Origin of the sequence: Algoriphagus sp. PAP.12, assembly GCF_026652115.1 — a bacterium.
Classification (GTDB): Bacteria; Bacteroidota; Bacteroidia; order Cytophagales; family Cyclobacteriaceae; genus Algoriphagus.
The window spans coordinates 282,796-309,391 of record NZ_JAPPSQ010000003.1; the positions used below are offsets into that span (position 1 = coordinate 282,796).

The 26,596-nt window shown below is 39.0% G+C and carries 25 protein-coding genes; 12 read left to right on the forward strand and 13 right to left on the reverse strand.

The genetic code is table 11. The features are described from left to right. Positions 1 to 33: 33 nt before the first annotated feature. The 7 genes from rfbB to O0V13_RS06245 all read right to left on the reverse strand — a co-directional run bounded on the left by rfbB (position 34) and on the right by O0V13_RS06245 (position 5,437). Entirely contained in the window at positions 34 to 1,086 is a 1,053-nt protein-coding gene (gene rfbB, locus O0V13_RS06215) for a dTDP-glucose 4,6-dehydratase (protein ID WP_268034131.1), read from the reverse strand. Next, positions 1,079 to 2,143, reverse strand: coding sequence for an NAD-dependent epimerase (locus O0V13_RS06220; RefSeq protein ID WP_268034132.1), 1,065 nt, complete (start codon positions 2,141 to 2,143; stop codon positions 1,079 to 1,081). Before O0V13_RS06220 ends, rfbB begins: the two co-directional genes overlap by 8 nt. 38 nt (positions 2,144 to 2,181) lie before the next feature. Next, positions 2,182 to 3,348 carry a glycosyltransferase family 4 protein gene (locus O0V13_RS06225; RefSeq protein WP_268034133.1) on the reverse strand — a complete coding sequence of 389 codons (1,167 nt, stop codon included), beginning with the start codon at positions 3,346 to 3,348 and terminating at the stop codon, positions 2,182 to 2,184. 85 nt (positions 3,349 to 3,433) lie between these two features. Next, positions 3,434 to 4,267 carry a hypothetical protein gene (locus tag O0V13_RS06230; protein WP_268034134.1) on the reverse strand — a complete coding sequence of 278 codons (834 nt, stop codon included), beginning with the start codon at positions 4,265 to 4,267 and terminating at the stop codon, positions 3,434 to 3,436. Positions 4,268 to 4,357: 90 nt separating this feature from the next. Then, positions 4,358 to 4,558 carry a helix-turn-helix transcriptional regulator gene (locus tag O0V13_RS06235; protein WP_073570029.1) on the reverse strand — a complete coding sequence of 67 codons (201 nt, stop codon included), beginning with the start codon at positions 4,556 to 4,558 and terminating at the stop codon, positions 4,358 to 4,360. Further along, positions 4,555 to 5,064 carry a hypothetical protein gene (locus O0V13_RS06240; RefSeq protein ID WP_268034135.1) on the reverse strand — a complete coding sequence of 170 codons (510 nt, stop codon included), beginning with the start codon at positions 5,062 to 5,064 and terminating at the stop codon, positions 4,555 to 4,557. Before O0V13_RS06240 ends, O0V13_RS06235 begins: the two co-directional genes overlap by 4 nt. Further along, a complete protein-coding gene (locus O0V13_RS06245) occupies positions 5,018 to 5,437 on the reverse strand; it encodes a hypothetical protein (protein WP_268034136.1) in 420 nt (139 codons plus the stop codon). The genes O0V13_RS06240 and O0V13_RS06245 overlap by 47 nt, the downstream gene beginning before the upstream one ends. A 184-nt stretch (positions 5,438 to 5,621) precedes the next feature. On the opposite strand from O0V13_RS06245, the gene proC reads away from it, so the two are divergent. After that, positions 5,622 to 6,422 (forward strand): pyrroline-5-carboxylate reductase, encoded by an 801-nt coding sequence (gene proC / locus O0V13_RS06250; RefSeq protein WP_268034138.1) that lies wholly within the window; start codon positions 5,622 to 5,624, stop codon positions 6,420 to 6,422. Positions 6,423 to 6,869: 447 nt separating this feature from the next. Here the strand turns inward: proC and O0V13_RS06255 are convergent, their stop codons facing one another. Genes O0V13_RS06255 through alaS form a run of 3 tightly spaced genes read right to left on the reverse strand, consistent with a single transcriptional unit; the run spans position 6,870 to position 12,087 of the window. Continuing rightward, positions 6,870 to 7,982 (reverse strand): TlpA disulfide reductase family protein, encoded by a 1,113-nt coding sequence (locus O0V13_RS06255; RefSeq protein WP_268034139.1) that lies wholly within the window; start codon positions 7,980 to 7,982, stop codon positions 6,870 to 6,872. A gap of 2 nt (positions 7,983 to 7,984) precedes the next feature. Next, positions 7,985 to 9,445 (reverse strand): Asp-tRNA(Asn)/Glu-tRNA(Gln) amidotransferase subunit GatB, encoded by a 1,461-nt coding sequence (gene gatB, locus O0V13_RS06260; RefSeq protein ID WP_268034140.1) that lies wholly within the window; start codon positions 9,443 to 9,445, stop codon positions 7,985 to 7,987. Between the two features lie 17 nt (positions 9,446 to 9,462). Beyond that, a complete protein-coding gene (gene alaS, locus O0V13_RS06265; protein WP_268034141.1) occupies positions 9,463 to 12,087 on the reverse strand; it encodes an alanine--tRNA ligase in 2,625 nt (874 codons plus the stop codon). A gap of 575 nt (positions 12,088 to 12,662) precedes the next feature. Between alaS and O0V13_RS06270 the strand changes: the two genes are divergently transcribed. Further along, positions 12,663 to 13,772 carry an alanine racemase gene (locus O0V13_RS06270; protein ID WP_268034142.1) on the forward strand — a complete coding sequence of 370 codons (1,110 nt, stop codon included), beginning with the start codon at positions 12,663 to 12,665 and terminating at the stop codon, positions 13,770 to 13,772. Between the two features lie 68 nt (positions 13,773 to 13,840). Here O0V13_RS06270 and O0V13_RS06275 read toward each other — a convergent pair whose 3' ends face one another. Both O0V13_RS06275 and O0V13_RS06280 read right to left on the reverse strand, forming a co-directional pair. After that, positions 13,841 to 15,241, reverse strand: coding sequence for an arginine decarboxylase (locus O0V13_RS06275; RefSeq protein ID WP_073570022.1), 1,401 nt, complete (start codon positions 15,239 to 15,241; stop codon positions 13,841 to 13,843). Positions 15,242 to 15,375: 134 nt separating this feature from the next. Next, complete coding sequence (locus O0V13_RS06280; RefSeq protein ID WP_268034143.1) at positions 15,376 to 15,807, reverse strand: hypothetical protein; 432 nt, start codon at positions 15,805 to 15,807, stop codon at positions 15,376 to 15,378. 157 nt (positions 15,808 to 15,964) lie between these two features. Between O0V13_RS06280 and rocF the strand changes: the two genes are divergently transcribed. The 6 genes from rocF to O0V13_RS06310 all read left to right on the forward strand — a co-directional run bounded on the left by rocF (position 15,965) and on the right by O0V13_RS06310 (position 21,621). Next, positions 15,965 to 16,915: an arginase gene (gene rocF, locus O0V13_RS06285; RefSeq protein ID WP_268034144.1), complete on the forward strand. Its 951-nt coding sequence runs from the start codon at positions 15,965 to 15,967 to the stop codon at positions 16,913 to 16,915. Between the two features lie 74 nt (positions 16,916 to 16,989). After that, the gene (gene argS / locus O0V13_RS06290; protein ID WP_268034145.1) at positions 16,990 to 18,780 is read left to right on the forward strand and encodes an arginine--tRNA ligase; all 1,791 of its coding nucleotides are present in this window, start codon (positions 16,990 to 16,992) and stop codon (positions 18,778 to 18,780) included. 2 nt (positions 18,781 to 18,782) lie between these two features. Next, positions 18,783 to 19,373 carry a glutathione peroxidase gene (locus O0V13_RS06295; RefSeq protein ID WP_268034146.1) on the forward strand — a complete coding sequence of 197 codons (591 nt, stop codon included), beginning with the start codon at positions 18,783 to 18,785 and terminating at the stop codon, positions 19,371 to 19,373. Positions 19,374 to 19,386: 13 nt separating this feature from the next. Continuing rightward, on the forward strand, positions 19,387 to 20,295 hold the full coding sequence (locus O0V13_RS06300; RefSeq protein WP_268034147.1) for a 1,4-dihydroxy-2-naphthoate polyprenyltransferase: 909 nt from the start codon (positions 19,387 to 19,389) through the stop codon (positions 20,293 to 20,295). A 73-nt stretch (positions 20,296 to 20,368) separates the two neighbouring features. After that, complete coding sequence (locus O0V13_RS06305; protein WP_268034148.1) at positions 20,369 to 21,220, forward strand: universal stress protein; 852 nt, start codon at positions 20,369 to 20,371, stop codon at positions 21,218 to 21,220. A gap of 47 nt (positions 21,221 to 21,267) precedes the next feature. Next, positions 21,268 to 21,621: a translation initiation factor gene (locus O0V13_RS06310; RefSeq protein WP_268034149.1), complete on the forward strand. Its 354-nt coding sequence runs from the start codon at positions 21,268 to 21,270 to the stop codon at positions 21,619 to 21,621. A gap of 68 nt (positions 21,622 to 21,689) precedes the next feature. Here O0V13_RS06310 and O0V13_RS21705 read toward each other — a convergent pair whose 3' ends face one another. Next, a complete protein-coding gene (locus O0V13_RS21705; RefSeq protein WP_442780909.1) occupies positions 21,690 to 21,923 on the reverse strand; it encodes a DUF5808 domain-containing protein in 234 nt (77 codons plus the stop codon). 318 nt (positions 21,924 to 22,241) lie between these two features. Here O0V13_RS21705 and hisG point away from each other — a divergent pair, with 318 nt between their 5' ends. From hisG to hisB, 4 genes are read left to right on the forward strand one after another with little or no spacing between them, the layout of a single operon-like run. Next, a complete protein-coding gene (hisG, locus tag O0V13_RS06315) occupies positions 22,242 to 23,102 on the forward strand; it encodes an ATP phosphoribosyltransferase (protein WP_268034150.1) in 861 nt (286 codons plus the stop codon). Between the two features lie 22 nt (positions 23,103 to 23,124). After that, positions 23,125 to 24,420: a histidinol dehydrogenase gene (hisD, locus tag O0V13_RS06320; RefSeq protein WP_268034151.1), complete on the forward strand. Its 1,296-nt coding sequence runs from the start codon at positions 23,125 to 23,127 to the stop codon at positions 24,418 to 24,420. Beyond that, positions 24,417 to 25,481, forward strand: coding sequence for a histidinol-phosphate transaminase (gene hisC / locus O0V13_RS06325; protein ID WP_268034152.1), 1,065 nt, complete (start codon positions 24,417 to 24,419; stop codon positions 25,479 to 25,481). Before hisD ends, hisC begins: the two co-directional genes overlap by 4 nt. Beyond that, positions 25,478 to 26,575: a bifunctional histidinol-phosphatase/imidazoleglycerol-phosphate dehydratase HisB gene (gene hisB / locus O0V13_RS06330; protein WP_268034153.1), complete on the forward strand. Its 1,098-nt coding sequence runs from the start codon at positions 25,478 to 25,480 to the stop codon at positions 26,573 to 26,575. Before hisC ends, hisB begins: the two co-directional genes overlap by 4 nt. Positions 26,576 to 26,596: the final 21 nt, after the last annotated feature.

Sequence of the window (26,596 nt, forward strand, 5' to 3'; positions counted from 1 at the left end):
TTCGAGAAAAAACCAGCACTAGGCTGGTTTCTTTTAAGCATTATAAAGCTCATTGTAATATTCTTGGTAGGATCCGGAGGTCACATGATCCAACCAATCTTGATTGGACAGATACCAATCTATGGTCAGCTCAATTCCTTCTTCAAACTGTAAGCTTGGCTCCCAGCCCAATTCATTTTTGATTTTGGAAGAATCAATTGCATATCGCAAATCATGACCTGCTCTATCTTTCACAAATGTGATCAACTGCTCGGAAGTGCCAGCTTCACGCCCCAATTTCTCATCCATCTTTTGGCAAAGTAAACGAACAATATCTATGTTTTTCCATTCATTAAAGCCACCGATATTGTAGGTTTCACCAGCTTTTCCTTTGTGAAAAACGGTATCAATTGCTCTAGCGTGGTCTTTTACAAACAACCAATCCCTTACATTCTCACCTTTTCCATAGATAGGAAGTGGTTTATTGTTTTTGATATTGTTGATACAAAGCGGAATTAGTTTCTCAGGAAAGTGATTGGGACCGTAATTATTAGAGCAATTGGAAACTACAGTTCTCATTCCATAAGTATTGGCATAAGCTCTTACAAAATGGTCAGAAGCAGCTTTGGATGCAGAATACGGGGATTGTGGATCATAAGGAGTGGTTTCCACAAAGAAACCTCCATCATGCAAGGAGCCATAGACTTCATCTGTTGAAACATGATAAAAAAGATGATCCTGAAGGTTTTCCTTCCAGAATTCCTTTGCCACATTCAAAAGGTTAACTGTTCCGAAGACATTTGTTTTCACAAAAGCCAATGGATCAGTGATGGATCTATCCACATGAGATTCAGCAGCCAAATGGATTACATCTGTAATTTGATGTTTTTCAAAAATTTCCTTCAACAAATCTGCATCTTGGATATCTGCCTTTTCAAAGAAATAATTGGATTCCGCTTCTACAGATTTCAGGTTTTCTAGATTTCCAGCATAAGTAAGTGCATCTAGGTTGACAATCTTATAAGCAGGATATTTTTCAACAAAAAGCTGCACCACATGGCTACCAATAAAACCGGCACCACCTGTGATCAATATTGATTTATTCATTTGGATTAACTTTATAATAATCTAAATACCAGTCCGTAAAGGCTTTAACACCATCTTCAATATTTGTATCTGGCTTATATCCAGTATCTCGAATTAAATCACTGACATCTGCATGAGATGCTGGCACATCTCCTGGTTGAAGTGGTAGCAAATCCATTTTGGCCTTTTTCCCCAACCCTTTCTCTACTGCATGAATGTAATCCATCAATAAGACAGGAGAAGAATTTCCTATGTTATAGACCTTGTAAGGAGCTTTTCCGCTTCCAGGATCAGGATTTTGAGAGTCAAAGTCAGAATTTGGTTTTGCAGGCCGATCAGCTACTTTGATTATCCCTTCCACAATATCATCTATGTAGGTAAAATCTCTTTTCATTTCTCCATAGTTGAACACTTTAATAGGTTCCCCTTTTATAATTGCCTCCGTGAAAAGGAACAAGGCCATATCAGGTCTCCCCCAAGGTCCATAGACCGTAAAGAAACGAAGCCCAGTTGTGGGAATATTGAACAAATGGCTATATGTATGTGCCATCAATTCGTTTGACTTTTTGGAAGCTGCGTAAAGTGAAATTGGGTGATCTACAGAGTCTGAGGTAGAAAAAGGCATTTTCTCATTTGACCCATAAACAGAGCTCGAAGAGGCATATACCAAATGCTTCACAGGATTAAATCTGCAACATTCCAAAATATTCAAAAAGGCAATGATATTACTCTGGATATAAACTTCTGGATTTGTCAAAGAGTATCTAACACCTGCTTGAGCAGCTAAATGAACAACTACATCAAACTTCTCTCGTTGGAATAGTTCAAATAATGCATCTTTATTCACTAAATCCAACCGAACAAAAGAATAATTAGGATTGGCATTTGAAGTAGTCAACTCCCCCATTTTAATTGAATCCTTGGCGATCCCCATTGACTCTAAACGGGCGAATTTCAAATTGATATCATAATAATCATTGATTACATCGAGACCCACCACCTCATCACCTCTTTCTACTAATTTTTTTGCTAAGTGGAATCCGATAAATCCGGCTGTACCGGTTACAAGGTATTTCATCAGGAAAAATAAGGGTTTAAACTTGACCCAAATATAAACTATTCCCCTTTCTCAGCCTCATTCAATAGACGTTCATAATTGGAAAAAATTTTCATTTGGATAGTTTCCCTCTGGTAAAATTCAGAAACCACCTCATATAAGGCAGCAGCCATCTTCAACATGGCATCCCTTTTTACAAAAGCAAACTCCATTGCCTCCTTTAAAATATCAGCATCCTTTACAGGGAAAATCAAACCGGTTTGTTGTTGGGAAATCAAATCAGTGTTTCCAGGAATATCAGAGCAGATCACAGGTAAATTCATCGCTCCTGCTTCCAAAAGCACATTTGGAAACCCTTCCCTATGTGAGGGATGTACCAAAACATCCGCTAATGCCATGTAATGGGCCACATGATCGGACCAATCAATTTGAACAATTCTAGGGTGGTCCTGAATCGTTTGAATAGTTTCTGGAGATAAGGGATCCAATTCTTGCTCAAATGCTCCCAAAAGCACCAATTTGGATTGATTGACTATTTTTGAATTCAAAAATGCGCTGACCAATTCCTCAATCCCCTTATCTTTTACTAGCCTACCCACGGACAGAATGATGAAATCATCCTCACCCGGAAGAATCCTCATCGTAGCAGCTACCAGATGATTTTCTTTGAGAGCATTGCGATTGAATTTGGATAAATCGATCCCATTGGAGGATCCATGAGCTATCACTTTCAGTTTTTCTTTTGGACAAAAACCTTGTTCAGAAACAAACTTCTCCAATCCAAAAGAATTAGGCCAAACTTCTGTGGCATTGGAATAGGTCCATTTTTCTGCAGCTTCCAACAAACCTTTCTTACTTCCTTCTGCTGCCATCGCTGGCATCCCAGCCAATGTGTGAATTCGAACTGGAACACCTGCAAGATTAGCGGCAATCATTCCCAGCAAACCAGCCTTAGGAGTATGTGTATGGACTATATCAGGCTTTTCACTCTTCAAAAGTTTGTACAACTTCCAAATGCATATCAAATCCTGAAATGGTGTAATTTTTCTAGTAAACGGAATGACCTCATGTCTCACTCCTTCGGCCTTCATGATTTTGGGAACCTCTCTCCCATCAGCACTTACCATGACCACCTCCCATCCTTGCTCTTTCACAAATCTCATTTGCCCTGCCAGCAATTGTTTCAATGAAAGTGGTACAGTGGTTATTCTAATCAGTTTGGGCATCGGCAAATTTCTATTAAAAACGCAAAGGTAATTTATTCCCTTCAAAGCACAGGACTTTAAAGGCAATAGCTGGACCAAAAAACGACTAGAGCAACTCCAAAGTTCTAACTTCTACCTTTGTTTTTTGAGTGGAACTGGTAATTCTTTCTTCTCGAGAATAAATTGGCCAACCCAACTTATTGATTTTTGATTCATTGATCAGGGAAAATTTCCCAAAATCATCATCCAAGGAATCATTTTGTTGATTGTTTCCAATGAAATCAAAATCACAAATTGACCTAAATACAAATTCTTGTCGGGTTTGGTTTAGTTCTTCAAGAACAACCTTCATCTTTTCTCCTTTTCCCAATAATCCCAAACTCACTGGGATTTCTACTTCCTTATTTAAATCATAGGTTCCACCGTGCAATCGAAAAAATGTATTGAAATCTCCATAATCTTTAGATTCAAAAGGATTTGCGGCACCCTTGGCCATTCCAAATGCCATTCCTGAATTTGTATTCACTTGATACTTGTTGACTATCAACTCTTTGACTTTTTCCAAAACCTTGGCTTCAAATGTTGTGATTTCCTCCTCATTTTTCAAACCTAAATACTCTCCAGATTTGCTAATTCTAAATTGAAATCGAATCCCATCCAAAAGATCAAAACCCTCCTCAATCAGATCAAAAAATGAATGATTGGGTTCAGAAATTTCATTTACAAAATTTTTATAAGTCCATTGAAGAAGCAAATCATTGGAACTGTTATCCAGGACTTTCATTTCTACTTGGTAAGAAACTCTGTTTTTAGAAATGGTATCCCCGCCAAGAAGCTCATAACTCTGGTTTGTGAACTGATAGGTCTTTTCTTCATTTTTCTCCCATTTTGGAAGAACTTGGACTTTGGAATTGGGCTCTAAACTTTGATTATGATTCATTGTCAAGAATAGACAAAAAAGGAAATTTAAAAGGGTTACTTGCATGTCTCAAACTAATAAAAATAGAACCTAAATTCTTCAAATAAGAAATTAATCCCCTTCCTCCAATTCAAATATTTCCTCCAAGGCAATTTCAAAAACTTTGGCGATTTTAAGTGCCAAAACAGTAGAAGGCACATATTTCCCTGCTTCTATAGAATTGATCGTCTGCCTAGAGACCTGAACTTTTTCTGCCAAATCCTGCTGAGTCAGATTATGTCTGGCTCTTTCTACTTTAATCGTGTTTTTCATCCTTCAGCCAGGTTTACAAATTTACTCTGTTGCCAAAGAACCCATCTAAATCGAATGATGAATATTACCTGAATGGTAAACATATTATACCCCATAAACTCCAAATATGCGAAGCCATATAAAAATATAGTCCCAATGATCAGAATGAATGTATTGAAATAACAGGCAATTAAAAGTGAATCCAACCTAAGCTTCTGAATATACTCGTCTTCATTTTTTTCCTTAGAAAAAGCAATGAAAAATAGGGATATGAAAATTCCTATCAATGCAATTTCATCAGTGAAATTCTCGCCTAAAAAATCAATCAACTTACCCGTTTCAAATTGAAAATTTAGAATCTCGGGGCTAAAGTCAAAATAAGTATTAAGGATAAGTAAAACAGAAAAAGGGATAATCATCCACCATCCTATTCTTTGAAACGGATGCGGCAAAAGTAATTTAGTCACCTGCGAAGTCATATCAATTTTCTTTTCGTGATTTATAAAGCTGCAACTGAAATGCTGCATAGATGTACAGGTTCAATAGGAACAGGACCAAATAGGCTGTAAAGATTTCAGAAGTCAGGCGGTCGTACCGTACATAATTGATTAGCATCAATGCCCCCAAACCCCAGATCAACCAGTAGAACCCTGTTTGGAAAGCCTGAAGTCGAAATCGCTGAATCATCTCATCCTCTTGTTTTTCCTTAGTCAAGTTTAATATCCCAAAAGCCATAGCCCAAAAGCCATAGATTACCTGTGCCGCTTCATTAGGATCGATACCCGTTCTGGCAAAAGCCAATCCTATGACAAGAATCGCTGGCAACGGAAATAAAGCGATCGCAACAAATCTCCATCCTCTCGCCAGCAAAGGAACTTTTAACATTGAATCATTATCCATAAGTCAAATTATTTTTACCAAATGTAAAGCATACTTTACTTTATGTCAATTATTTTTTCCAAATATTTCATTTTTAGACTTTTAATCATTTTGAATTGATGCTTTCCTGATTTCAAAAATTTCAAATAAAACAGTCCTTTTCTTTACCTTTATTCAATTGACTTTCAAACCTTTTAGAAAATTGATGATTACTGACTCAAAAATTGCAATTATCGGATGCGGCAACCTAGGCACATCTATCGCCAATGGTTTGCTTTCCATTCCTGGCTTTGACCCAAAAAACCTAACCTTAACCAAGCGTAATACAAAATCCTTAGCTAGCTATGAAGCACAGGGAGTTCATGTGCATCCCGACAACCTCTTGGCTGCTAAATATGCTGATTTAGTTATTCTGGGAGTAAAGCCATACAACGTCACTCCCATCCTTAATGAAATTAAGCCGGCGCTTGAGCCTTCTAAGCAAATTATCATTTCTCTTGCCACAGGAGTTACTTTGGAAGAGATGTATGAGGTTCTACAGCCAGATACCGTTGCGTTTCGGGCTATGCCAAACATCGCAGCAGACATTCAAGAATCCATTACTTGTATTTGCTCCAAGAATGCTGTTCCTCAGCAAGTAGAAACTATTCAGGAGCTTTTCGATTCAATAGGTTTTACAATTCCTATAGATGAAAGCTTAATGGAGGCTGCTACCGTCTTGGGAGCTTGTGGAATTGCATATGTTCTGCGGTTTATGAGAGCCATGATTCAAGGTGGAATTCAAATCGGATTTGACTCTGTGACCGCAAGTAAAATTGTTAACCAAACTGTGAAAGGTGCAGCCGAATTGATGATTCAAAAAAACATGCACCCTGAAGCTGCAATTGATAAAGTTACCACACCAAAAGGATGTACGATTGTCGGATTAAACGAAATGGAACATCAAGGATTTAGCTCCGCAATGGTACGTGGAGTAATTGCCAGTTATGAAAAAATCGAAAAATAAATATCAGTTCACTAAAAATTTAAGCCAAGGTAAATTCCTTGGCTTTTTTATTTCCGGCAATTTTTGTCAAAATGGATTTTAACAAAAAAATAATGCATTTCAGAAAAAGCCCTTCCATTTGCTCTAAAACGATTTTTTTAAATTATAGTACAATTATTTCTAGGTATTTTCTTATTACCTGGAAATAAAATTATTTAAGGGTTGTTTTTCTTTTGAATCTTTTTATTAGTTTTGTCTCGGGTGATAAACAACTTTTGCTATTCCTTTTTAACAGAAACGATTTTTAAAGGAAGGACTGTTTGGTACTTTTTCTTCCTTCCTTTTATTAAAGCAAACGAATTTCTGCTCATAAAACCTCTTGACTTAGTTGTCGGAGGTTTTTTTATTAACGAAAAAACCCCGACTTTCTTTTAAGACGGGGTTCTTTGTTTATCCAAAATTAAAGACTTAATCGAAGATCTCTGCAAGCTTCTTTTCTAAGCTTGGTCCACGGAGATCCTTTGCTAAAATATTACCGTCAGGATCTATCAAATAGGTAGCAGGAATGGCATTGATTTGATACAGCTCAGCAGCTTCCGAATTGAAGTATTTCAAATCAGAAACCTGAGGCCATAGAAGCCCATCTTCTTGGATTGCTTTCACCCAGTCTTCTCTCGTCCTATCCAATGACACACCTAATACCTCAAAGCCTTTTGAATTGTACTCATTGTATAATCGAACCACATTCGGGTTTTCTTGTCGACAAGGCTTACACCAAGCAGCCCAGAAGTCAATCATCACATACTTTCCTTTGAAGTCAGACAGCTTGATCAATTCTCCATTCGGATTGGTCAATGCAATCTCAGGGGCAGGCTGGCCAACTGACAAAACTCTCAACTCATCCAACTGCTGCTTCAATTGCATAATAGACTTCGTATTTGGATAATTGGAATTCAATCGAGCTACTAACTCATCCATGAAAGGAAAATCAGTTTTAGGATTCAATAGACCAATAGCTGCCAAAGAAGCAAAGCTATCCCCCATGCTCGTGATCATATCTTTCACTTTTTCGGCCTGATTAGCTTCCAACTCCAAAGCTTTGGTTTGGATTGCCTTGATTTCCTCTGAATTGTTATTACTCATCGCCTCATAATAGGCTTCATTCAATTGATTAACCTCTTCTTGATATGCGATCATCAATTGCTCCAATTTGAGCATCTCTTTAGAGTCCTTAGAGCCTTCAATTGATACATTTTCTGGATCATTGAAATCATATTTAACTTCTACATCCTCATCTAATAAGGCTAATCGGACTGCCTTTTCTCCATACAAATACAATTGGTAGAATGTAGGCTCATTAACTTCCAAATCAATGGCAAATTCGCCATTGGAAGCCACATCTAAGGTATCAATAATCTTGGGTCTACTGTCAGTAAATTGTGAAAGTACTACTACCCCTTCCGGAGCATTTGAAATCTTTCCGCTTACATGGACTTTCCCATCTTCTACATTTTGGGTTCCTCCACAGGAGAAAAGCAGCAACAGAGATAATGAGAATAGTCCTGTCATTGGGTTTTTCATATTTATTGGTTTAGTAATTCTGTTAGTAGCTTGGTAGCAACTTTCGGGTCTGCTTTTCCTTGGGATTTTTGCATGACTTTACCCATAAACATCCCTATCAAGCCTTTTTTGCCTGATTTGTATTCTGCTACTTTCGCCTGGTTTTCAGCCAATACACTTTCTATTATTGGTTTCAGTGAAGTGGCATCACTTTCCTGAATCAAATTCAATCGTTGGGCTACCTGTAAAGGTGTCTCATGATTTCCTTTGAGCATTTCAGGATAAATTTTTTGAGAAGCTATAGAAAAACTCACTTTTCCATCGTCAACCAATTGAATCAGACCGGCCAATTCTTCCGGGGTGATCGGAAATTCATTGATTTCAATGCTTGATTCATTCAAATAGGACTTTACAGGTCCCATCAACCAGTTAGACGCAGCTTTATAGTTTTTGGTTTTCTCGCAGAGTGAATTAAAATACAAAGCCATTTCTTTTGCCTCCGTTAAAACCCCTGCATCATAATCAGGAAGACCAAATTCAGATATGAATTTCGCTTTTAATTCTCTTGGAAGAAGAGGCATAGTTTTCTGAACTGATTTCAACCATTCATCAGAAATGACAACGGGGCTCAAATCAGGCTCTGGGAAGTAACGATAATCGTTCAAATCTTCCTTGGTACGCATACTGGCAGTTTTACCTGTATTGGCATCAAAAGTCCTGGTCTCAGAAATCACTTCCTTCCCTGCTTCCAATAATTTGATAATACGGTTATGCTCGTGCTCGATGGCTCGCCCTACATTTCGGAAAGAGTTCATGTTTTTGACCTCTACTTTCTTTCCATATTCTTTGGCACCTTTGAGCATGACAGAGACGTTGGCATCGCAACGCATGGACCCTTCTTCCATGTTTCCGTCACAGATATCCAAGTATTTGACTAGCTTCTTGATTTCTGCCAAAAAGACCACTGCCTCTTCAGCAGTTCTCAAATCAGGATCAGTTACGATTTCAATCAATGGTGTACCCGCTCTATTAAAATCCACCAAAGTATCTGTTTCACCAGCTTGGTGAATTGATTTACCAGCATCCTCCTCCATGTGAACTCTGTTCAAATGGATTTCCTTTTTGGTTCCATCACTCAATTGAATAGGAACGATTCCTCCTACACAAATTGGCCCCTTATCTTGGGTAATTTGGTAGCCCTTTGGAAGGTCAGGATAGAAATAATTTTTTCTGGAAAAGATATTCACTCGAGTAATCTCAGAATTACAGGCCAATCCCATTTTGATGGCATATTCAACGGCCTTTTTGTTCACCTTAGGCAAAGTGCCGGGATGCCCCAATGTAATCACTGAAATCTGTGTATTGGGATCATTCCCAAACACGGTTGAATCAGAGGCAAAAATTTTACTCTCAGTTGCTAATTGGGCATGGACTTCCAGGCCAATTACCAATTGATACTTACTTTTAATTTCTTCGCTTACCATTCTATGCAATTCAGCGATTATAAAAACATTTCTTTTGCCTTGGCAACCACATTATCCAATCCTGCCAGATTCTTTCCACCTGCGGTAGCAAAGAAAGGCTGACCTCCTCCTCCACCTTGGATTTCTTTCGCCAAATCTCTAACAATCTGACCTGCGTTTAAGTTTTTGGACTGAACCAATCCCTCATCCAAAATCACCGCAATCTGTGGCTTTCCATCAATTTCTGCAGCCAAAATAGCAAAAGCGGTATCTACTTCGTTTTTCAACTCGTAAGCCAACTTCTTCAATGAGTCAGCATTTGGCAAAGTCACTTTGGCTATCAATGTATTCACACCATCACCAGAAACAAACTGATTCAAAAGCTCAGTTTTCACTCCAGCGGCTTTTTCAAGGTGAAGACCTTCAATTTCCTTTTTCAGGTCATTTCTTTCCTGTAGAAGGGTTTCCACAGCCTTTTTCAAATCTTTAGGATTCTTCAACAAATCCTGAATCTCCTTCAGAAGACTTTCTTGTTCCTTCAAATATTTCTCTGCTTCCACAGAAGTGATCGCCTCAATTCTTCTAACACCTGATGCTACAGACCCTTCAGAGGTAATTTTGAACAATCCTATTTGAGCAGTAGAAGGAACGTGGGTACCTCCACAAAGCTCAACAGAATAGTTGGGATCAAAAGTGATCACACGCACATAATCACCATATTTTTCCCCGAAAAGTGCAGTTGCACCCATTTTCTTAGCATCCTCGATTGGCACATTTCTCTTTTCAATCAATGGAATGTTTTCGCGGATTTTCGCATTCACGATATCCTCTACTTTGGAGATCTCCTCCTCAGTCATTTTAGAGAAGTGTGAAAAATCAAATCTCAACACGTGATCATTTACCAAAGAGCCTCTTTGCTGAACATGGTCACCCAAAACTTCTTTCAAAGCAGATTGTAGCAAGTGGGTAGCCGTGTGGTTATTCATGGTCAAGGTTCTTTTCACTTGATCCACTTCAGCAGAGAATCTAGCTTCAGGATTTGAAGGAAGTTTCTCCACAAAATGAACAATCAGATCATTCTCCTTTTTGGTATCGATCACTCTGATTTTCTCAGAATCTGAAATCAAATAGCCGGTATCTCCTACCTGTCCACCGCTTTCTGCATAGAATGGAGTCTTGTCCAGCACCAGCTGGAACTTATCTCCTTTCTTATCCTTAACAACACGGTACTTGATGATATGGGAATAGGATTCCAAGAAATCATATCCGATGAATTCCACTCCTTCGTCTTCATGTACCATTACCCAGTCACCTGTCTCAGATTCTGAAGCAGCTCTAGATCTGGATTTTTGCTTTTCCATCTCCTCAGCAAAGCTTTTCTCATCCAATGACAATCCGTTTTCACGGGCAATCAAAGAAGTTAAATCCAATGGAAATCCAAAGGTATCGTATAAATCAAAGGCTGTTTTTCCAGAGATAACCGTCTCATTTTTAGTTTTCAACTCTTCTTTGATCTGATCAAGCATTTTCAAACCATTATCCAAGGTTCTTAAGAATGAAGCTTCTTCTTCCTGGATTACTTTGGCAATGAAGTCTTGTTGTTGCTGAACTTCAGGGAAAATCTGTCCGAAATTTTCTGCAATCAATGGAGTCAATTCATACAAGAACGGCTCGGTAAAGCCCAAGAAGGTATATCCGTAGCGAACAGCTCTTCTCAAAATTCTGCGAATCACATAACCCGCTTTATTGTTGGATGGCAATTGTCCATCTGCGATTGTAAAAGATATAGCACGGATATGATCTACAATTACCCGGAATGCAATGTCGGTTTCTTCTGATTTCCCATAAGTTTTACCAGACTTGCCTTCCAAATATTGGATAAAAGGCTGGAACAAATCTGTATCGTAGTTGGAATGCTTATGCTGAATGGCACGAACCAATCGCTCGAATCCCATTCCAGTATCCACATGCTTTGCGGGCAGTTCTTTCAAACTTCCGTCAGCCAAGCGATTGAATTGCATAAATACCAGGTTCCAAATCTCAATCACTTGAGGATGGTCCATGTTTACCAAATCCTTACCGGCTACAGCATTCCTTTCTTCAGCTGATCGCAAGTCAATATGAATTTCAGAGCAAGGTCCACAAGGTCCTGTATCGCCCATTTCCCAGAAATTATCTTTTTTGGATCCCATGATAATGCGATCTTCAGGAACGATGGCTTTCCAGAAATCATAGGCTTCTTTATCAAGGCCTAGATTATCTCCTTTGTCTCCTTCAAAAACAGAAACATACAATCTGTCTTTATCCAATTTGTAAACTTCAGTCAAAAGCTCCCATGCCCATGCAATTGCCTCTTTCTTGAAATAGTCTCCAAAAGACCAGTTCCCTAACATCTCAAACATGGTATGGTGGTAGGTATCAACCCCTACTTCTTCCAAATCATTGTGTTTTCCACTGACACGAAGACATTTCTGTGAATTGGCCACTCGTGAATACTTGGCAACTTCATTTCCCAAAAATGCATCCTTGAATTGATTCATACCGGCATTGGTAAACATCAAGGTCGGGTCATTTTTAACCACAATCGGTGAAGAAGGAACGTAATGGTGTTGCTTAGATTGGAAAAACTCAATGAAGGTACTCCGGATTTTCTTTGCTTCCATGAAGTGTATACTGCGCTTTATTAATTCGATATGTCGATTTAGGCCGTTCAATTCAGCCTTTTTAATCGGGTGACAAAATTAGCAGATTTGGTGGCAAAAAGGCATTCTAAGTAAGAAATTCTAGAGTTTGTTGGACTTGATACAATCAATTCTTTTGAAAACGAACTTAAATACATCACCTAATTGTGTCCATTCAACCTTTGAACAAATCAAAAGGGCTTGATTCCACTCAAAATGGAAGGAGATTCATAATTCTTTGTTACTTTTCAAAAAATTTAAAGGAAGATTTCTTTAAAAGTCTACAACATCATAAAGATCCTATTTAAGGAAAACTTGTCCATAGTTGAAAGTCCATAGTCCATGAAAGGAATATCTGGAAAACAGTATCAACAAAAAACTTACTTTGAGAAAGTATTGGATTGAATTTGAGGACTCCTTTTGAAGTTTGAATGAAGCAAGCTTCGGTCATTCTTCAGCCCTGCCTGCCGATTGGCAGGGGTCTTCCAGCAAATTGTTCAATTATGGTTTTTCCTCAAAAAATATACATTCACTAAATATTATATCACTTTTAATCTATGTCATATCTATCCCAAATCACCTCTCCCACTTTACTTATCGATGAAAAAATCTGCCGAGCCAATATCAAGCGAATGAGCGATAAGGCTGCAAGGCATAATATGAAACTGGTTCCTCACTGGAAAACTGCACAGTCTCATATCATCGGCGATTGGGCCAAAGAGTATGGAATCAAGGAAGTAACGACCTCTTCCATCAAAATGGCAGAATATCTTTGTGGACAAGGCTGGGACAACATCCATATCGCTTTTCCATTCAATACTCTTGAAATCCCCAAACTGAATGAATTGGCAAAAACCCAGTCTTTATCAGTTCAAGTGATCAATCCTGTCACTGCTCAAAAATTGGTAGATGGATTGACTGAAAAAGTGGGATTTTTTATTGAAATCGATGCAGGATATGGCCGTACGGGTGTTCATGTATCTGATTTCGGATTGATTGAAGAAATACTTTTGACTGCTAAAAAGTCCGATGAATTGTATTTCAAAGGATTCTACCTTCATGCAGGTCACTCTTATTACATGCCAGATATCCCTGCTCTTTATGAGCAAACACGAGATGCGCTGGGAATGCTGAAAGCCAAATATCAATCCGAATACCCTGAATTGGTGACTAGAACCGGTGACACACCCGGATGTGCCGTGATGGAGGATTTTGGAGATATCGATGAAATGGGCCCAGGAAACTTTGTATTCTTCGATTTAATGCAGGCAAATTTGGGTGGATGTGAGAAATCTGAAATCGCTGTTGCATTAGCTGTTCCTGTAGTCGATATCAACAGAGACAGAGGTGAAATCTTGGTTCATGGAGGTGGAGTTCACCTTGCCAAAGATGTATTGGTGGATGAAAATGGAAATAAAAACTTTGGAGAAATCGTCTATCTGAACGAAAACGGTTGGACGATCCCAGATCATGAAGATCGTTCCTGTTTAAAGAGCATTTCTCAAGAACACGGAATTGTCAAAGCTTCTAAATCACTTTTGAATTCAGTTCAAATCGGGGATTTATTGGGTGTTCTTCCAGTGCATTCTTGTATGACTGCTGATTGTATGGGGGCCTATTTAAGCCTTGATGGAAAATGGATTGATCATGCCGAGGGCTGCCATTAATCGATTTTAACCCAAAAAAGAAAAGGAGTGAGATAGAATCCCACTCCTTTTTATTTTTTTATCAGGGCTTACTTTTTATACCCCAAGGTTTTCAACATGCTTTCTTCAGTTTGGTCTTCTGCAAAAAGCCAGTGCTTGATGCTTCCGTCAGGATTTCTATCTATCAGCACATGCTTTGGAGCAGGAATCAAACAATGTTGAATTCCTCCATACCCTCCCAGAGATTCCTGATATGCTCCTGTATGGAAGAAACCGATGTACTGCTGTTTTTTCTTCTCTTTTTCAACTTTAGGAAGGTAGATATTGAATTGATGCGCTTCTGAATTATAGTAATCCATACTATCGCATGTCAATCCACCTAAGTTGATGTTGTGATATTCTTCATCCCAATTGTTGACCGCAAGCATGATATACTTTTGGTTCAAACCCCAGCTATCTGGCAATTGGGTAATAAAGGATCCATCGATCATATACCAAAGCTCTTTGTCATTTTGAAGTTTTTCCTCCAAAATCGAATACAACACAGCTCCACTCTCTCCTACTGTATAGCTTCCAAACTCGGTGAATATATTCGGCTCCGTCGTATTGTTTTTAGCACACATCCATTTGATATTCTTCACGATTTGATCAGCCATATACTGGTAATCATAATCAAAGAACACATTGGTTTTAATAGGCCAGCCGCCTCCAATATCCATGGTATCCAAGCTTGGTGCGATCTTTTTCAAATCCACATATTTCTGAATAAATCGCGTCAATTCAGACCAATAATAGGCTGTATCGCGAATACCAGAATTAATGAAGAAATGAAGCATTTTCAAGCTTACGTTCGGATTGTTTTTGATTTTCTCCTCGTAAAGCTTAATAATATCATTGTATCTCACCCCTAGTCGAGAAGTATAAAAACCAAACTTCGGCTCTTCATCTGCAGCTATTCTAATCCCTACTTGGAAAGGAACATTCACATGCTCCAAGTAATAGTCTATTTCACTTAGGTTATCCAGAATCGGGACACAGTTTCTAAATCCGTCATTCAACAATTCAGAAATGTATTGCTTGTAAAGATCTCTTTTGAAGCCGTTACAAATGATATAAGTATCCTTGGTAATCTTTCCTTCTGCATATAGACTTCTTACCAATGGGATATCAAAGGTGGAAGAGGTTTCAATATGGATATCATTTTTCAAAGCCTCATTCAATACAAAGCTGAAATGTGAGGACTTTGTACAATAACAATAGGTGTATTTTCCCTTATAATCATGGGCCTCCATCGCATTGCCAAAATAGGTTTTTGCGTTTTGGATACTTTCAGAAATCTTGGGCAAATAGGTCAATTTCAAAGGCGTTCCATAGGTCTCGATGATTTCCATCAAGTTGACACCATTGAATAAAAGTTCGTTGTTTTCAACACGAAACTCTTTGGTTGGAAAATCAAAGGTTTGTTGAATAAGATCGATGTATCGATTCATTAGCCGATGCTGTTTTTGAATGAGTTGAAAGTACTTGCAAAAATTGAACAATAATGGCGGATTTCAAATGAAAAAAGGACAAAACCTAACGGAATTGCCCTTGCTGATAATTTCAATTAATGATTGTTCGAGGTTTATGCTTTAATACCCATTGATGTGGCCAAAAGAGCTTGTTCTGCCAAAAATCGTTTTTTATTGGAAATCAACTGATTAAGAGAGGACTTAAACTGCAGCTCTTTATCCAATAATAAATGGATGGAATTCAATAGATTATCCACTTCCTTCACTTTATTTTTTGGGAATAAAAAGTAAAATGATTTCTCTTGGGAAGAATAATTGACTTCCAACCAGGACTTTGCTCCTAATCGGACCAAAGATTTGAACAAAGGCATCATAAAACCATAAGAAGTCTCGAATCGACATATTCCCTGCATGTACTCTCCGGACTCCTGAAAATAAAATTTCATCAATTCTTTGGAAGGATTGGATTGTAGAAATTTTGGGTCAGACTGTATCGTCCAGACACCAAAGGTCGAAGCTTGAGATAGGGAATTCAATGCGCTCATTTTCTTTTTGGTTTTGATTAATGCTTCAAAGGTAAATCATTTTTTCATATTTCCTATATTCCCTATCTATTATATAGGGTTATAGAGAAAATTTTTTCCACAAGCCCTTTTGGTTAGTTTTGTTGGCATAAACCCAATTCAATTTTTAGAAAAGCCCATGAGAAATATCAAACTAGTAGAAGTACGATCTGAATTAGCAGCTGGAACAAGAGGAGCCAGCTTAGGCGTAGATGCTTTGAAAGTGGCTTCTTTGGATAAAAAGTCCGATTTCTTCACGCAATTTGATCCGATTCATGTCCAAGACGCCAACAATTACCTTTGGAAAGGCAACAAGTTTAGCCATGCTAAATACATTGACGGAGTCTATCAGGTACTTAAAAATGTGTACAGTACTGTTGAATCACTCCGAATAGAAAAAACATTTCCAATAATCCTGGCCGGAGATCACTCAACAGCCGCAGGAACAATCATGGGAATCAAAGCAGCAGATCCTAATTTAAGATTGGGAGTGATTTGGATAGATGCCCATGCAGATTTCCATACCCCCTATACCACACCGTCCGGAAACATGCACGGTATGCCTCTGGCCATGGTTTCTCAGCTAGACAATCTGGATTGCCTGGAAAACCAACCTGATGAAGAAACGATTTTATATTGGGAAAGAATCAAAAAAATCGGAGGAGATCAACCGAAAATCGACCCGAAAGACATTGTTTTTATTTCGGTCCGTGATACTGAAAAACCAGAGGATTATTTGATTCAAAAATATGGAATCACCAATTTCAAAACTGACCAAGTTAGAAAAGAAGGGATTACCTCTATTGCGAACCAAACCCTGGAAATATTAAAGGATTGCGATCAAATTTATATTTCATTCGATGTAGACAGTTTGGATAGTTCAATTTCCGTAGGAACAGGTACTCCAGTTCCGGATGGTTTGACAGTGGAAGAGGCGATCAAGTTAAATGCTGAATTGATCAAGGACAAACGAGTTTGCTGCTGGGAGATCGTAGAGGTCAACCCCACTCTAGACACAGAAAACACCATGGCTGAAAATGCTTTTGAGGTATTGGAAGTCACCACGAAATCTTTGGTAGACAACTTCTGATAGAAATTCAGATTCATAAAAAAAATTCTTTGCGTACCTTCGCGTTCTTTGCGGTCAAAAAGCCGGTAATAATCATGAATATCCAAGAAAACATCATTCAAGGCATCCAACTGGCCTTTCAAAATATATTTAATCACGATCTTTCTCTAGATCAAATCAGTCTTGCACCTACCAGAAAGGAATTTGAGGGCACTTACACCTTTGTTGTTTTTCCTTTTCTAAAAGTCTCCAGAACTACTCCTGAAAACACAGCCAATCAAATCGGTGAATATTTAAAGGAGAATGTTGCAGAGGTTGCAGATTTCAATGTGGTGAAAGGCTTTTTGAATCTGGTTTTGAATGAGAATTCCTGGCTGGATATTTTTGCAAAAATCTATGCAAACCCAAATTTTGGTCAATTGCCTGCAAATGGCCAAAAAGTAATGGTGGAATATTCTTCCCCCAATACCAACAAGCCTTTGCACCTAGGCCATCTTAGAAATAACTTCTTGGGCTATTCAGTTGCGGAAATCCTCAAAGCGAATGGCTACGAAGTTACCAAAGCCAATTTGGTCAATGACCGCGGAATTCACATTTGTAAATCCATGGTGGCTTACCAACGCTTTGCAAATGGCGAAACTCCAGAATCCTCCGGCTTGAAGGGAGATCATTTGGCTGGGAAATATTATGTCCTTTTTGATCAGGAATATAAAAAGCAAATCAAGGAATTGATGGCTGAGGGTCAGACAGAGGAAGAAGCTAAGAAAAACGCTCCTATTCTTTTGGAAGCTCAGGAAATGCTTCGTAAGTGGGAAGCCAACGATGAGGCTATCGTATCCCTTTGGAAACAAATGAACGGATGGGTTTATGAAGGTTTCGATGCGAGTTATAAGCGCATGGGCGTTGATTTTGATAAAACCTATTACGAATCCAACACCTATTTATTAGGAAAAGACATAGTAGAAGAAGGGTTGAAAAAAGAAGTCTTCTTCAAAAAAGATAATGGTTCAGTCTGGGTAGATCTGACACCAGAAGGGCTGGACGAAAAATTGGTTCTTCGTGGGGATGGTACATCTGTTTACATCACTCAGGATATGGGAACCGCAGACTTGAAATACGATGATTTCAAAATAGACAAGTCTGTATATGTAGTTGGAAATGAACAAGATTATCACTTTGATGTTTTGTTTAAAATCATGCAAAAACTAGGTCGTCCTTATGGTCCGGGTCTGTATCACCTTTCTTACGGAATGGTAGACTTGCCAACCGGGAAAATGAAATCCCGTGAGGGCACCGTAGTGGATGCCGATGACTTGATGCAAGAGATGGTGGATACAGCCGCTGCTCACACCAAAGAATTGGGAAAAATCGAAGGATTCACTCCTGAGCAGGCCACTGAACTGTATGAAATCTTGGGCTTGGGAGCGTTGAAATATTTCCTGTTGAAAGTGGATCCTAAGAAGAGAATGCTTTTCAACCCACAGGAATCCATCGAATTCCAAGGAAATACCGGTCCATTCATCCAATATTCTCATGCTCGAATCGCATCCATTTTGAGAAAAGCCGATCAATTGGGAGTGGATTACACCAACTTTGATGGTAAAGGAATCGAAAAAGTAGAAGAATCTGAATCTTCTTTGATTTTCCTACTCAATGATTTTGAAAAGAAAATCAAGCAAGCCGGAGATGATTATTCTCCATCCATTTTGGCTCAATATCTCTTCGATTTGGCTAAGGAATACAACCGTTTTTATGCAGATTTACCTATCTTCAATGAAAATGACCCCGCAATCCTAGCCTTCCGAGTTGCGCTTTCTGCTTTGACTGCCAAAACAATCAAGAAAGGAATGAGTTTGCTAGGTATAGCGGTACCTGAACGAATGTAATCATGAAAAATTTAGCCTTTTTAGTACTTATTTTAGTTTCATTTGCCTGCGGTAAAACTTTGGAAAGACCCGAGGATTTGCAGGCAGGAATGTTTTCTTTAACCTCAAACAAAATGGAAAGCAGCTTTTATGATTTCAAATTGAAGGACTTGGATGGCAAAGAAATTGATTTCAGCCAATACAAAGGAAAAAAAGTCCTTTTAGTCAACGTAGCTTCCAAATGCGGCTATACTCCACAGTACGAAGCCTTGCAGGAATTGTATGAGAATTATGGAGAAAAGATGGAAATTCTAGCCTTCCCAGCGAACAATTTTGGAGGCCAGGAACCGGGTTCCAATGAGGAAATCAAGGAATTCTGTACTGAGAACTATGGGGTAACTTTCCCTGTATTTGAAAAAATCTCAGTGAAAGGTTTCGATAAACATCCATTGTACAGATGGCTTTCTGATGAAAAATTGAATGGATGGAACAATCAGGAACCTACCTGGAATTTCTGTAAATATTATGTGAATGAAAATGGAGAATTGATGAAATTCTTTCCATCTGCAGTTGCTCCATTGGATGAAGAAATCCTAGAGATTGTTGGAGCATAAATCAAGTCTATTAGTGAAACAAAAAATAGCAACAAAAAAAGAAGCCTGGCTGCACGCAGTCAGGCTTCGTACTTTGCCTTTGGCTTTAGCGAGCATTTTTGCAGGTTCTTTCCTAGCAGCCTGGATGGGTGAATTCAGATGGGAAATATTGCTTTTGGCATCGTTGACGACCATTTTTTTACAAATCCTTTCCAATCTCTCCAACGACTATGGAGACACAGTTCATGGAGCTGATTCAGCTGAAAGACAAGGTCCCGTCAGAGCTGTTCAATCAGGTTTGATTTCTCTCAAGGAAATGAAAAATGGCATGTATCTTTTTGGTGCTTTGTCTCTAGTTTCCGGTTTGCTTTTGCTATTTGTAGCCGTTCAGGATTGGGTTCTATTTGGTGTTTTCTTGGCATTGGGACTAGCTGCAATTTGGGCTTCTATTTCTTATACCTCTGGTAAAAACCCTTATGGATATGCAGGTTTAGGGGATATTTCAGTATTTATATTCTTCGGACTACTAGGTGTTTTGGGCACCTATTTCTTGCATACGTTAAGCTTCGAACCATTAGCTTTAGGGATAGCTGTTGCATTGGGTCTTTTCAGTGCAGCGGTATTGAATATCAATAATATCAGAGATATAGAATCTGATGTAAAAGCCGGTAAAAGATCTATTCCCGTTCGAATTGGAAGAACAAAGGCTGTTCGCTACAATTGGTTCCTAATCCTTGGTGGAAACGCAATTCTCTTAGGGTTTGCCATTTTTACAGGAGCATATTTCAGCTTATTGGCTTTAATTCCGGGAATCTTAATGATTAAAGTCGGAAAGGGAGTTCAAGACGCTAAAAGTTCTCAGGAAACTGACCCTTTCCTTAAAAAGATGGCTATGAGTACTTTGCTTTGGGTGATCCTTTTTGGAGTTGGATTGCTTCTTTGAGCAAAAGGTGATAAAAGTCCTTTTTTGGTCTGTATTTTATGCTAATTTGGCATAAGCAAAAACATTTTTAACCATGACAAAAGTATTAGTCCCTTTCGATTTCTCAGAACAGGCACAATATGCCCTTGATTTTACCACTGCACTAGCTGAAACTGTTGACAATGTTCAGATTGAAGTGCTTCATGTAATGGAAATCCCTCCGCTAGATACCATGGGCACCATGGGCGGAGGTGTAGAGTATCCTGATTATGAAAACCAGATATATTTCATCGAACTCACCAAAGTCAAGAAAAAGCAAATGGCTGAGTTGGAGGAAAAATACCAAGGCAAAAAATTCAGTCTTAACACCAAGATTGTTTTCGGGAATGCATATCAAGGAATCAGCCAGTCCATTTCTGAAGAGAGCCCTGACATCGTTGTAATGGGTTCGAAGGGAGCATCAGGAATCGAGGAAGTATTGATCGGCTCAAATACTGAAAAAGTTGTCAGGAATTCTAAATGCCCTGTTTTGACTATCAAATCTTCTGTAAAACCTGGAGATGTTGACAAGATAGTTTTTGCGAGTGACTTCCGGGATGATTCAGATGAAACTGTCAAAAACATCAAGAGTCTTCAGAAATTATTCAATGCAGAACTATACTTAGTCAACGTCAATACTCCGGGAAGTTTTGAGACAACCAGGGATTCAATCTCTCGAATCAAGCACTTTGTCAAAAAGTATGAATTTGAAAATGTAAAAGCAGAAATCTATAATTCCACATCTGAAGAATCTGGAATTATTGAATTTGCAGAAGATATAGACGCGGAAATGATTGCTATGGCCACTCATGGTCATACAGGCTTCTTGCATTTGATTACAGGAAGCATAGCCGAAGATGTCGTCAACCATGCCAAAAGGATGGTTTGGACTTTCCGAGCCAAGTAAATCTCCTTAAATTGCCTGCTGAACGCAGGCTTTTTTATTACAAGAACATGGGAAGAAAAAACAACGATTGGAAGAAAAGAGATGGAGTGGTTTACTCCACCAGTGATGATTTTGACTATAGCTATGACTCAGATGAAGATCAAGAAACTCTCCCCCCTTCTCAGCAAAAGCTTAAAGTGATGTTGGACAAAAAAGCCAGAGGTGGTAAGCAGGTGACTTTGGTGGATGGCTTTGTAGGTACAGAGGATGATCTAAAAGAGCTGGGAAAAATGCTTAAGACCAAATGTGGCGTGGGAGGCTCTGCGAAAGATGGTGAAATCCTGATCCAAGGAGATCATCGGGACAAGGTCGTCCAAGTGCTTCAAAGCGCCGGATACCAAGCGAAAAAATCAGGAGGCTAATTCATAAAGTGACATAAAAAAGGCTGTCAGTTTTAATTCTGACAGCCTTTTTTATGCTCAAGGTTGACTTATTTCGAGTTTTTAAGAAGAAAACTAATTCCGATAATACCACCCAAAATCAAAACAAAGAGACCAATTGAAAAAGGATTCGCAAAGTTGACTGTCCAGCCCATCATTCTGTTTCTCTTAGGTGGCATCAGGCGTTTATCTTCGTGATTGAAGTAAAAAATCCCCCAGATCCAATTATCCGGATTTTGGTGACTCTCTCTCAATTGCTGTTTAGTTAACTTTTCGGAACTCATTTTCAAGAACTTTTTCCTAGAGAAAAATAACGAATTTTTTAATCCAAGACTCCTTACTGCCAAATTAATTACCGTAAAAAGAAGCTTAAGCTTGGATGTTTTATTTCACTTGTTAACTTTGTCGCAAGAAATGAAAAACAACGCACTACATAGTATTTTTTCTACAACAGGCCATCAAAGGCATATGTTGCATCATTTCCATCATTCCTCTTGAGAGGAATATTTTTACACACCCATCCGGTGACGCCGATGACAGGGATTCGGCCTTTCACCAAAATTTTATTCAGCCTTTATTACTTCTTAGCGTAACTTGCTATCATGGAAAAAATAATCCGTATTGCCGTCCAAAAAAGCGGTAGACTATCCGATGACTCACTAAGCCTTATCAAAGAATGTGGCATCAAATTTTACAATGGAACAGGGAAACTCAAATCCACTTCCACCAACTTTCCCATTGAATTTTTATTTCTCAGAGATGATGATATTCCGGGCTATGTAGCTGACGGAGTAGCTGATTTGGGAATAGTTGGAGAAAATGAACTGGTCGAAAAAGACAAGGATGTCCTAGTTTTGAAAAAATTGGGATTCTCCAAATGCCGCCTTTCACTGGCGATTCCAAAAGGTCAAAATTATCCGGGAATAGAATATTTTGAAGGAAAAAACATTGCCACCTCCTACCCTAAAATCCTAGGAGACTACCTCAAATCCCAAAACATCAACGCGGAAATCCATGAAATTTCAGGTTCTGTGGAGATAGCTCCGAGCATTGGTCTTGCTGAAGGGATTTGCGATATCGTCAGTTCAGGTTCCACCTTGATGATGAACGGATTGAAAGAAGTGGAAGAGATTTTCAAATCCGAAGCAGTTCTGATTTCCAATCAGGAATTGGCTGACTGGAAAAAGGAGATTGTAGAAAAGCTTTTGTTCAGAATGAATGCAGTTCAAAAAGGAAAAAGCAACAAATATGTCCTTTTGAATGCTCCCAATGAATCCATTGAGAAAATCATTAGCTTGATCCCGGGTATGAGGAGCCCTACTATACTCCCATTGGCGCAGGAAGGCTGGTCTTCGGTACATTCAGTATTGAGCGAAGATCAATTCTGGGAAAATATCGAAGAATTGAGAGCCGCTGGAGCAGAAGGAATTTTAGTGATTCCTATTGAAAAAATGGTGATTTGATAGACCCTAAAAGCAAAGAATCATGAAAATGCTTGTCAACCCAGGCGAATCATCCTGGAAAAAAGAACTGGCTAGACCGGTTTTCAAAACAAAGGCAATCAATAAAATTGTCAAGCCCATCCTTCGAAAAGTTAAAAAGAACGGCGATAAGGCACTTTTTAAATTTGCTCATGAATACGATCATGTAGATTTGGATTCTCTTTTGGTAGAAGAAGTTGAAATTCAGGCTGCGGCGGCTGCCTTGTCTCTTGAATTGAGACAAGCTATCCAAACTGCTAAAAACAACATAGAAAAATTCCATGCTGCTCAATCAACACCTGAGCTGATCGAAGAGGTCATGCCAGGGGTAGTTTGTCGCAGGAAAAGCATGCCTATTCAAAAGATCGGGCTTTATATTCCTGGAGGAACTGCTCCTCTTTTCAGCACGGTTTTGATGCTAGGGGTTCCTGCAAAACTAGCCGGATGTAAAGAGATCGTTCTCTGTACTCCTCCAAATCGGGAAGGAAAAATCCACCCAGCTATTCTGTACACTGCAGAATTGATCGGAATTACCAAAATCATCAAATCAGGTGGTGCCCAGGCTGTTGCTGCATTGACTTTTGGAACCGAATCAGTTCCCGCAGTGGATAAAATTTTCGGTCCTGGAAACCAGTTTGTGACAGCCGCCAAGCAAATGGCCACCAAATATGGTGTTGCTATCGATATGCCAGCTGGTCCTTCAGAGGTTTTGGTGTATGCTGATGAAACCGCCAATCCATCTTTCGTGGCAGCTGATTTACTTTCTCAAGCCGAACACGGAGTTGATTCTCAAGTGGTTTTAGTAAGCCCTACAGAAAAAGTAGCAAAGAAGGTTAAAAAGGAAGTAGAAAAGCAATTGGATGAGCTTCCTCGAAAAGACATTGCTCATAAGGCCCTGAAAAACTCAGTGGCGGTTGTGATGGAAGATCCTCAGATGGCCATTGATTTGATTAACTTCTATGCCCCTGAGCACTTGATCATCAGTGTAGCAAATGAGGAAGAAGTAGTCGAACAAATTGTTAATGCTGGTTCAGTATTCATTGGAAATTTCACTCCGGAATCTGCCGGTGACTATGCCTCAGGAACCAACCACACCTTACCAACCTATGGTTATGCAAGAAACTACAGTGGAGTTTCCTTGGACTCTTTTGTCAAGAAAATCACCTACCAGAAAATCAGCCCTGAAGGCTTGAAAACTTTGGGCCCAGTAGTGGAAGTCATGGCCGAAAATGAACTTCTGGAAGCACACAAGAACGCAGTAACCGTTCGTCTTAATTATTTGAAAAAGAACAAATTATGAGCTTTGATCTAAATTCATTATTAAGACCACACATTGCTCAACTTCAGCCTTATACATCGGCAAGAGATGAGTATACTGGCAAAGAAGGAGTGTTCTTGGATGCAAATGAAAATCCCTATGGATCTGTGACTGATGCGGAGTTCAATCGTTACCCAGATCCTTACCAAAGTGCATTGAAGGAAAAGATCGCAACCATCAAAAATGTAAGGCCCAGCCAGATATTTCTGGGAAATGGTTCTGATGAAGCAATTGATCTTTTATACCGTGCATTTTGCAGACCGGGAATAGACAATGTGATTCTTCTACCTCCTACTTACGGAATGTATGAGGTGAGCGCATCCATAAATGATGTCGAAACCAGAAAAGTCTCTTTGACTTCGGACTTCCAACTACAGACGGAAAAAATTTTTGATCAAATCGATTCCAATACCAAAATCATCTTTGTTTGTACCCCAAATAATCCAAGTGGAAACAAAGTAAACAGGGCTGATGTTTTGTTGCTTTTGAAACAATTCAATGGCTTGGTAGTCGTAGATGAGGCATACATTGATTTCAATGATGAGCCTAGCTTTACTACCCATTTGGACGAATATCCCAATCTTTTGGTGATGCAGACCTTTTCTAAAGCTTGGGGCTTGGCTTCCTTGCGTTTGGGGATGGCTTTTGCTTCAGAAGAGTTGATCAAGATTCTGAATAAGATCAAACCTCCCTACAATATTTCCGGACTAACTCAGGATACAGTTCTTGAGGCCTTGGGAAATCAGGACAAGGTGGAAAAAATGATTCTGGAGATTCTAAAGGAAAGAGAGTATCTCCAATCTGAATTGGAAAAGCTTGATTTTGTCAAAAAAATTCATCCTTCTCAAGCCAATTTCCTTTTAATTCAGGTTCCTCAAGCTACTCAGGTCTACAATGATTTGATTGATCAAAAAATCATCGTCCGAAACAGAGCAAAAGTTCTTCTCTGTGAGGATTGTCTGAGAATCACTGTTGGGACGAGAGAGGAAAACACCGCCTTTTTAAAAGCTCTACAAGCTGTAGTCAAACCTATTCAACCATGAAAAAGAAAGTATTATTTATAGATCGCGACGGAACGATCATCAAAGAACCACCTACTGATTATCAAGTAGATAGCCTTGAAAAACTGGAGTTTATCCCCAAGGTGATATCCAATTTGAGAAAGATTGCTGAGGAATTGGACTATGAATTGGTGATGGTCACCAATCAAGATGGATTGGGAACAGATTCATTTCCTGAAAAGGACTTTTGGCCAGCCCAGTTTAAGATGCTGAAAACCCTAGAGCAGGAAAACATTTTCTTCACTGAAATTCATATTGACAAGACCTTTGAACATGAAAATGCTGAAACCAGAAAACCAAGAACAGGTCTTTTGACCCAGTATTTCTCTGAAGAATATGATTTAGCAAATTCATTTGTGATCGGCGATCGAGTAACTGACATTCAATTGGCTGACAATTTGGGTTCTAAAGCGATTTTCGTTGGTGATTTTCAGGAATCAGCCAGCTTCTCCACCAAGGATTGGGACGAGATTTATTCATTTCTAAAAATGCCTCCTCGAAAGGCTGAAGTGAAAAGAACCACTTCTGAAACTGACATCCATATCAATTTGAACCTGGATGGGTCTGGTCAATGCAAGATCAAAACAGGCTTACATTTCTTTGATCACATGTTGGAGCAATTGGGTAAGCATGGATCTACTGATTTGGAAATCACTGTCAACGGGGATCTGCATATCGATGAGCATCACACGATAGAGGATACCGCTTTGGCTTTGGGTGAAGCTTATTTGAAAGCACTGGGAGATAAAAAAGGAATCTATCGCTATGGATTCTTGCTTCCGATGGATGATGTTCTCGCTCAGGCTGCCATCGATTTTGGTGGAAGACCTTGGCTGATGTGGGAAGCGGATTTTAAGCGTGAAAAAGTCGGTGATATGCCAACCGAAATGTTTTATCATTTCTTCAAATCTTTCTCAGATACCGCTAAATGCAACTTAAATATCAAAGCAGAAGGGGCGAATGAACATCATAAAATCGAGGCTATTTTCAAAGCATTGGCACGCGCAATCAAAATGGCAGTCCAAAGAGATCCTCGAAACATCAACCAGCTACCAAGCACCAAGGGAGTTCTTTAAATCTTAAAGTTTGTTAAATCA